General features: G+C 63.1%; 7 protein-coding genes. 4 read left to right on the top strand and 3 right to left on the bottom strand.

All coding sequences use genetic code 11. The features are described from left to right. Positions 1-66: 66 nt before the first annotated feature. Positions 67-498, bottom strand: coding sequence for an SAV_6107 family HEPN domain-containing protein (locus GBB14_RS10515; RefSeq protein ID WP_151530458.1), 432 nt, complete (start codon positions 496-498; stop codon positions 67-69). Positions 499-659: 161 nt separating this feature from the next. Between GBB14_RS10515 and GBB14_RS10510 the strand changes: the two genes are divergently transcribed. Then, positions 660-1,214 (top strand): GNAT family N-acetyltransferase, encoded by a 555-nt coding sequence (locus tag GBB14_RS10510; protein ID WP_151530459.1) that lies wholly within the window; start codon positions 660-662, stop codon positions 1,212-1,214. Here GBB14_RS10510 and metF read toward each other — a convergent pair. Next, positions 1,211-2,146, bottom strand: a complete 936-nt coding sequence (metF, locus tag GBB14_RS10505) for a methylenetetrahydrofolate reductase [NAD(P)H] (protein ID WP_151530460.1) — start codon at positions 2,144-2,146, stop codon at positions 1,211-1,213. The genes GBB14_RS10510 and metF overlap by 4 nt on opposite strands. Before the next feature lie 213 nt (positions 2,147-2,359). On the opposite strand from metF, the gene GBB14_RS10500 reads away from it, so the two are divergent. Both GBB14_RS10500 and GBB14_RS10495 read left to right on the top strand, forming a co-directional pair. Continuing rightward, positions 2,360-3,451 (top strand): polyprenyl synthetase family protein, encoded by a 1,092-nt coding sequence (locus GBB14_RS10500; protein ID WP_151530461.1) that lies wholly within the window; start codon positions 2,360-2,362, stop codon positions 3,449-3,451. Between the two features lie 5 nt (positions 3,452-3,456). Beyond that, a complete protein-coding gene (locus GBB14_RS10495; protein ID WP_192796148.1) occupies positions 3,457-4,968 on the top strand; it encodes an alpha-(1->6)-mannopyranosyltransferase A in 1,512 nt (503 codons plus the stop codon). Between the two features lie 44 nt (positions 4,969-5,012). Here GBB14_RS10495 and GBB14_RS10490 read toward each other — a convergent pair whose 3' ends face one another. Next, the gene (locus tag GBB14_RS10490; RefSeq protein WP_151530463.1) at positions 5,013-5,381 is read right to left on the bottom strand and encodes an Rv2175c family DNA-binding protein; all 369 of its coding nucleotides are present in this window, start codon (positions 5,379-5,381) and stop codon (positions 5,013-5,015) included. Between the two features lie 71 nt (positions 5,382-5,452). Between GBB14_RS10490 and GBB14_RS10485 the strand changes: the two genes are divergently transcribed. Then, on the top strand, positions 5,453-6,562 hold a 1,110-nt coding region (locus GBB14_RS10485), incomplete at its 3' end, for a protein kinase (RefSeq protein WP_225978866.1).

Raw genomic sequence — 6,562 nt, 5'->3', positions numbered from 1 at the left:
CACCCCCGACAGCCCCACACGCCCCGCCATCACTAGCCGCCGCGAGGCGATAGTGCGGCCGAGCTTCTAGGCTGCGGTGGAAGTGGGATGCAGCTGCTCATCTACATCGTCTAGGAAGGACTCTACCAGCCGCATCAAGGTGCCCACGCGGGCTGGGGAAACATGCCGATCAAGACCATTAAGTGCACGCTGGCGCACCCGAGAGAAGGCTTCGAAGAGATCTGCATACTCGGCGCCGCGTTGATCGACGAGACGTAGCTGATCCCAGGCGGAACGCGGCAGCCGTCGCCGCTTCGCCACCGGACTATCTGCCACCCGCGCTCCTGCGAGACGCAGCGCCGCGCGGTATCCATATTCGAGAGCATCGAGCAATTTATCGTCCAGCAGCGCCTGCTGCGCGGCCTCATAATTGTCCACGCCGCTACGGAAAAGCCGGACGCTATTCGGAACGCGGGGGCGAAGGGAAGAGACGGTGGAGGATACGATCGGGGTGGCCATGAGCTACTCCTTAATTATTGAGTGTTCTGCTGCGTTGTGTAGCTGTGACACTAGTGGGCACCCAGGACACTCCACCCGCCGCGTTCGAACACATGTTCTACTGACAATGTTCGGCTAGAATGAGCCACACATCGCAGGGAAGAATGGTGAAATAAGAAGTTATGGCTGTGGAGGAAATACGCGAGCTCACTACCGTCGAGTTTTGTATGCTGACCCCGCACTTGGTGGACATCTACATCCGCGCGATGGGCTATGACCCCACCTTGGCCGATTCCCGCGTTTCCGCGTGGCGGCATAACTCCCGCAACCGCGATTTTCACGCCTTCATCGCCGTCCACGATCGCTCCATCGTCGGCGTGGTGTACGGCTTTCGCAGCAATAGCACCCAGTGGTGGTTCAATCAGGTCTATCACGGGGTGCGCCAGACCTACGGCGCCCATAGTCCGCAGCTAGACACTCTCAACGATTATGTGGAACTCTCCGAGATTCACGTCGATCCCGCCTATCAAGGTCGAGGCATTGGGCGCCGCCTCATTAAGGCGTTTATCGACGCCGCCCCCACCCACATTCTTCTCTCCACTCCAGAAACCGCAGGGGAAAACAACCGCGCCTTCGGCCTCTACCGCTCTCTAGACTTTCAGGACCTGCTGCGCAATTTTCGCTTCTTGGGCGATTCCCGCCCCTTCGCGGTGCTTTATCTCCCCACCGCCTCCTAGGCGGCCGGCTGCCACTTCGGGGCCATGCCGAGATTGTGCAGCACTTCTTGGGTGGCACGGGCGAAGTTCATCGTCATAAAGTGCAGATCCTCCACCCCTTCCGCGATCAAGCGCTCGGCCATCTCGGAGGTCACTTCAATGCCCACGGCACGGACCTGCTCATCCGTCTCCGCGGCGAGCAAACGCCGTTCGAGCGCCGTCGGCAAGGAGGAACCGGACAACTCCACTTGGCGGCGGGCCGAGCGCAGGCTCGTGATCGGCATCAGACCAGGGATCACCGGCTTCGAGCCGTGCACGGGATCGGCGGCAGCGAGGCGATCTCGGAGCCGCAGGAAATGCTCCACATCAAAAAACATTTGGGTGATGGAAAACTCCGCCCCGGCGCGCAGCTTCTCCAGGGTCCAGTGCGTGTCCGCATCAAGGTTCGCTGCGCGATAGTGGCCTTCGGGGAAGCTGGCGACGCCGATAGTGAAGTCGCGACACTCCTCCACCGATTTGGTTAAGCGGATGAGATCGATTGCGTAGTTCAGCCCGCCTTCGGTGGGTACCCACTCCCCCAGCGGATTGCCGGGCGGGTCGCCGCGCAGGGCCAAGAGGTTGGTGAGCCCCAAGTGGGCGTATTCCTGCAGGATCGACGTGAGTTCCTCCGCGGTGTGTTTCACCAAGGTCAGGTGCACCAAGGTGGTCAGCGGGTGCTGCGAGAGCCGTCGCGCGATGCGGCCAGTGCGCTCGCGGGTAGATCCGCCCGCGCCATAGGTCACCGAGGCGAAGGCCGCGCCCAGATCGTGGAAGGTGCTCGCCGCATCCCACATACGCTGCTCGGCTGCGTCATCGCGGGGTGGCATGAATTCCACCGAGAAGGCCACGCGGGCATCGCGAGGGGCAGTGATGGCGTCGATAACCGAACGGTGCTGCGGCTGTGTTGAGGGCATGGTGCTGCATTAAAGCACATACAAACCGCTTTGTGCGCGAATTGCCCCCAAAAGTGAACAGAGCGGTTCATTCCTGCAGAAAATTATGTGCCCCGCACGCACCCCGTGTCTGCAGCACACGCTAGAGTCAACAGTGATACAACCTAGACCCTCCTCGCCGCCGGTTGGGGCCTCGCTGTCCCCACACCCCACTATCGATCTGGAGAGACTGTGATGTCGATTCACTCAGAGCTGTTCACCGACCCCATTCAGGCCATTCCGCCGGTCGTCCGTGAGCATTTGCTGAGCTACTGCACACAGCGCAATCACCACTCCCTCGCCATGGACGAAAACGTGCATCTCGGCACCGCGGTGCTGGAAGATTTCGTGCTCAGCGGCGGCAAGCGTATGCGTCCCCTCTTTGGCTGGACCGGCTTCATGGGTGCCCGGAGCCCCGAATGCCCCGAGGATATTGAGGCTGTCACCACCGCCTTATCCGCCTTGGAGTTCATCCAAGCCTGCGCTCTTATCCACGATGACATCATCGATTCCTCCGATACCCGGCGCGGCTTCCCCACCGTGCACCGACGGGTAGAGGCCTATCACCGGGAGCAAGGCTTTTCCGGCGATGCCGCCCACTTTGGCGAATCACTGGCTATATTGCTCGGCGATATGGCCTTGGTGTACGCCGATGACATGGTGATGGATTCCGGTCTGTCGGATGCCGCTCTGCGGCGCATGCGTGAGCCGTGGCGGGCGATGCGCCATGAGGTGATCGGTGGGCAGATCCTCGATATCACCATCGAGTCCAAAGGCGTCGAGGGCGTGGAAGCCCCCATGCGCGTCAATCGCTATAAAACGGCTGCCTACACCATCGAGCGCCCGCTGCACCTAGGGGCCGCTATTGCCGGCGCAAACGAGGAAACCATTGCCGCCTATCGCTCCTATGGCCGCGATGTGGGGATCGCTTTCCAGCTGCGGGATGATGTCCTCGGTGTCTTCGGCGACCCAGCCGTCACCGGTAAACCGGCCGGCGATGATCTTCGCGAGGGAAAGCGCACCGTGTTGGTGGCGCGCACGCTCGCGATTCTCGATGCTCAGGTCCCCCAGCGGGCTGCCCGGCTGCGCGAAGGCCTCGGCCAGGTGGAGAGTTCCGCCGATATTCAGGAGCTAGCGGAGATCATTGCGGACTCCGGAGCCGTGGATGAGGTGGAAAGCCACATCACCGAGTTGAAGAACCAGGCGCTCGCCACCATCACAGCGGTACCCGCCGTGGAGGGCATTCTCGGCGATCTTGCGGAACGCGCGACCGCGCGGAGGATGTAGTGGCGATGGACTGGGCTCGTGCGCGCTGGGTCGGCCTCGCCGCCGCAGTACTGATTATCGCGGGATCCTATGGCGGTGGTGCCATCCGCAACCGCGGCGGAGTATTAGAGGCACTCGGGCTGGACTTTATGAGCTACGGCCACGGCGCTGGGGTGTCCAATACCATCGTCTGGCTCGGCATTATGGGCGCTGTGGCCGCATGGGTGCTCTTGGGCCGGCAGGTGATGTGGAATCCGCGACTCTCCGAGAAGGACAAAGTCGCCGAGATCCGCCTCTGTCTCATCACGTGGGTCGCGCCACTTCTTTTCGCCGCCCCGATTCTTTCGCGCGACGTCTATAGCTATCTCATGCAGGGAGCGATGCTGCGCGATGGCTTCGACCCCTACACCCAGGGCGCCGCGGTCAATCCGGGCCCCTTCCTGCTGGAGGTCAGCCACGACTGGCGCAACACCACCACCCCCTATGGGCCGCTGCACCTGTGGATCGGCGAGGGCATTACCAGCCTGGTCGGCGAGAACGTCACCCTAGGCGTGCTGCTATACAAGGTGGTCTCTATCGCCGGCTTCATCGCTATTGCGTGGTCAACGCCGAAGATTGCGCGCTGCCTCGGGGGCTCGCCCGCGCTGGCGCTGTGGCTGGGCGTGGCCAACCCGGTGATGGTGCTCCATCTGGTGGGCGGCATGCACAACGAATCGCTCATGGTGGGCTTGGTCAGCCTCGGCCTGCTCTGCGCGCTGCGCCAGCGCTTCCTCTGCGCCGTGCTGCTGGTGTCTGTCGCGGTCTCGCTCAAGGCTACGGCGGCGCTGGCGCTGCCGTTTATCGTCTGGATGGGAGCCCGCCATCTCGCGGCCGTCTTGGAACGCCGGACGGGGCTTACTCCCACTCCCCGCGCGCTCCTCGCCTTCTTCGCTACCGGCGCCTGGATGGTGGTGGAGTTCGCCGTGGTGATGATCGCGGTCACCGCCGCCTCGGGCTCAAACTGGGGATGGGTATCGCAGCTTTCGGGGAACTCGAAGGTGATCAACCCGCTGGCGCTGCCCTCCCTCATCGCCGACATTGTCACTCCGGTGATCCTGTTCATCACCGATGACTTTTCCTATAACACCGCGCTGGCCATCACCCGCCCCATCTGCGGGGTCATCATGCTTCTCGGCATCGCGGCAGCGTGGTGGATCTATCGCCAGAACAATCGGCGCAATATCATCGGCATCGCCGTTGCCTATGGCTGCGCCGTGGTATTCAACGCCGTCACCCTCCCGTGGTATTACACCAGCCTGCTCAATGTGATCGGGACCTTCCGTCCCTCGATGAGAGTCATCAAGGCCACCACCCTGCTGTCGATCATCATTGCGCTCGCCTTCACCGGCAGCGGCAATCACCAGCTCTACAACCCAGTCTGGATGGTGCCCACCACCATCGTGGCTTACTTCGCCACCGGCTATATCTTCACCGACGCAGAACGGCAACAGCCCCGACACCGCACAGCCGGAGCCGAACGCGAGGCTGCGTTGCGCTAAGAGGATGCTGTGCCGACGACGGGGCGTCGATAAGCGTGCTGGGTTTAGAGGGCCATAGCCTGGGCGCGGCGCATGACCTCGCGGGCGAGATGCCCGTGGAGAGCATCGACAGGGCGACCGGGCAGCGAATCATCGGCACGGAAGAGATACTCCAGGATCTCAGCATCCGTGTAGTGGCCATCGGACAATAGCGCGATCACTCCGGGCACAAAGCGGTTGAGCGAACCGTCCTCGTTGAGGAAGCGCTCCGGAACATATTTCACGCCATCCCGCTGCACCACAAGCAGCTGATGATCGCGGACTAGGTGATGCACCTTCGTCACCACCACACCCGTGCGCTCAGCCACATCGGGGATGGCTAGCAGGGGCTCGTCAGGGCTTAAAACATCCTTGGACACTGGAATCGAACTCACGGCACCTAATGTATTACAGAGTGACGAGAAACGGTTAGCTTAACTTCGTTAATGCAGGCATACTATTCACCATGACTCAACTGGCGGTCGGCACACTTCTCGATCAGCGCTACCGAGTGGAAACTCTTATCGCTCGGGGCGGAATGTCCTCTGTGTACCGGTGCCTAGATCTGCGCCTCGGGCGCCCCGTGGCGGCAAAGGTGCTCGATGATCGGCTCATGGATGACCCTGTCTCGCGGGAGCGTTTCCGCCGCGAGGCCCGCTCCATGGCGCAGCTCTCGCACCCGAGCCTCGTGAATGTCTATGACACGAACTCCTCCGGCGATCACGTATTCCTCATCATGGAACTGATCACCGGCGGCACCCTGCGCGAGCTACTCTCCGAGCGCGGCCCTATGCCGCCGCACGCGGCCACCGCTGTGATGCGTAGTGTCCTCACCGCGCTGGCGGTGGCGCACCGCGAAGGCATGGTGCACCGCGACGTCAAGCCCGATAACGTGCTGATCAACGGCAACCATCAGGTCAAGCTCGCCGATTTCGGGCTGGTGCGCGCCACATCGCACGCCCACCACACCTCCGACCAGATCATCGGCACCGTCTCCTATCTCTCCCCCGAGCAGGTCGACGGCTCCTCGGTCGGCCCCGCCTCGGATGTGTACTCCGCCGGCATCGTACTCTTTGAACTTCTCAGCGGCGATACCCCCTTCACTGGGGACAACCCCATGGCCCACGCCTATGCCCGCCTGCACGCAGATGTGCCGCCGCCCTCCACGCGCATCGACGGCGTCCCCCCAGAATTCGACGCGCTCGTAGCCCGCGCCTGTGCGCGCAACCCCGCCGATCGCTTCGCCGACGCCCAAGAGTTCCTTGACGCCGTCAACGACGCCGCGCGCACCCTGAACCTTCCCGATTTCTCCGTGCCCGTGCCCCGCCACGGTGCCGCGCACCGGGCCACCACCGTGGTGAGCCCCGCGATGAATCCCGAGCCCAATGGCCACGTGGAAGGCCCCGGCCAGCCACAGCACCCGCGCGAGGGACTATTCCCGGACGCCGAAGAGGAGGCCGGCCCGCACGCCACCACGCAGGAAACCCGCACCTTTGGCGCCGTTCCCCCGGCCGGCCCCGCTGGGCCGGCGGTTCCGGCAGGTCCGGCGGGCCCCATGGGCGCCCCCGACTCCCCC

Origin of the sequence: Corynebacterium sp. 51B, assembly GCF_008930785.1 — a bacterium.
In the GTDB taxonomy this organism is placed as follows: Bacteria; Actinomycetota; Actinomycetes; order Mycobacteriales; family Mycobacteriaceae; genus Corynebacterium; species Corynebacterium megadyptis.
Note: the sequence above shows the minus strand (reverse complement) of the source record. Positions and strands in the feature narration are given on the sequence as shown.